The organism is Nocardia sp. NPDC003345 (assembly GCF_053589395.1).
Map to the genome: position 1 here is coordinate 1 of NZ_JBSFRU010000571.1, position 1,789 is coordinate 1,789.

Sequence of the window (1,789 nt, forward strand, 5' to 3'; positions counted from 1 at the left end):
GGAAGTCGATATTGGTCGTCACGCCCAGCACCGCGGTATCGGCGAGCGCGCGATCCAGGGCGTTCAGGGCGGCCGCGCGGTCGGGGCCGTGCGCGATGACCTTGGACAGCATCGGGTCGTAGTCGCTGCCCACGACGGTGCCCACCGCGAGCCCGGAATCGACCCGCACTCCCGGACCCGCCGGTTCCACCAGATCCAGGACGGTGCCGCCGGTCGGCAGGAAATCGCGGGCCGGATCCTCGGCGTAGACCCGCGCCTCGATGGCGTGACCGTGCAGCCGGATCTCCTCCTGCGCGGCGCGGATCCGCTGCCCGGCGGCGATCCGGACCTGGCATTCCACCAGGTCGTATCCGGTGACCAGTTCGGTGACCGGATGTTCGACCTGCAGCCGGGTATTCATCTCCATGAAGAAGAACTCGTCGGGCCGGTCGGCGGAGACGATGAACTCCACCGTGCCCGCGCCCACATAGTCGACGCTGCGCGCGGTGGCGCAGGCCGCGGCGCCGATCCGTGCCCGGGTTGCGGCGTCCAGCAGCGGTGAAGGCGCTTCCTCGATCACCTTCTGATGCCGGCGTTGCAGACTGCATTCGCGTTCGCCGAGGTGCAGCACGGTGCCGTGGGTATCGGCCAGGATCTGCACCTCGATATGGCGGGGCCGGGTGACGAACCGTTCCAGGAACAGCGTGTCGTCGCCGAAAGCCGAAGCCGCTTCCCGCCGGGCGCTCACCAGGGCGGCGGGCAGATCGGCCGGATCGTCGACGCGGCGCATCCCCTTACCGCCGCCCCCGGCCGACGGTTTCACCAGCACCGGGTAACCGATATCGTCGGCCGCCGCTGTCAGCGCCGCGTCGGTGAGACCCGGCTCCGCGATCCCCGGAACCACCGGGACACCGGAGGCCGATACCGTCGTCTTGGCGGTGATCTTGTCGCCCATGACCTCGATCGCCTTCGCCGGCGGACCCAGGAAGACGATCCCGGCGGCCTCCAAGGCGGCCGCGAACGCCGCGTTCTCCGAAAGGAATCCGTATCCGGGGTGTACCGCTTGCGCACCGGTGCGCCGGGCGGCGGCCACCACCGCGTCGATGTTCAGATAACTTTCGCGCGCGGCCGCCGGACCCAGCCGCACGGCGGTATCGGCCTCGCGCACATGGCGGGAGTCCCGGTCGGCGTCGCTGTACACCGCGACCGAGCGCAAACCCATCGTCCGCAGGGTGCGCAGCACCCGGACGGCGATCTCACCGCGATTGGCCACCAGCACGGTGTCGAACGGCAGGGGATGATTCGAGTTCAGCATCGTGCTCACATCCGGAAGACGCCGTAGGAGACCGGTTCCAGCGGCGCCTGCGCGCACACCGAGAGAGCCAGTCCCAGCACGGTGCGGGTGTCGGCGGGGTCGATGACCCCGTCGTCCCACAGCCGCGCGGTCGAATAGTAGGGGTTGCCCTGGGCCTCGTACTGCTGCCGGATCGGTTCCTTGAACTTCTCCTGGTCCGCCTCGCTCCACGGTTGCCCGTTACCGTCGAGCTGGTCGCCGCGTACGGTGGCCAGCACCGACGCCGCCTGTTCGCCGCCCATCACCGAGATCCGCGCGTTCGGCCACATCCACAGGAACCGGGGCGAATAGGCCCGCCCGCACATGGAATAGTTGCCCGCCCCGTAGGATCCGCCGATCACCACGGTCAGCTTCGGGACCCGGGCGCAGGCCACCGCGGTCACCATCTTCGCCCCGTGTTTGGCGATCCCGCCGGCCTCGTAATCGCGGCCCACCATGAAGCCGGTGATGTTCTGC

2 protein-coding genes are annotated in these 1,789 nt (G+C 69.4%); both read right to left on the reverse strand.

Annotated elements, in window-relative coordinates; all coding sequences use genetic code 11:
- The coding region (locus ACWDU1_RS32070; RefSeq protein ID WP_450004170.1) for an acetyl-CoA carboxylase biotin carboxylase subunit at positions 1-1,294 on the reverse strand (1,294 nt) is incomplete at its 3' end.
- Positions 1,295-1,299: 5 nt separating this feature from the next.
- Positions 1,300-1,789 (reverse strand): carboxyl transferase domain-containing protein (locus tag ACWDU1_RS32075; protein ID WP_450004171.1); only part of this gene is annotated, 490 nt, incomplete at its 5' end.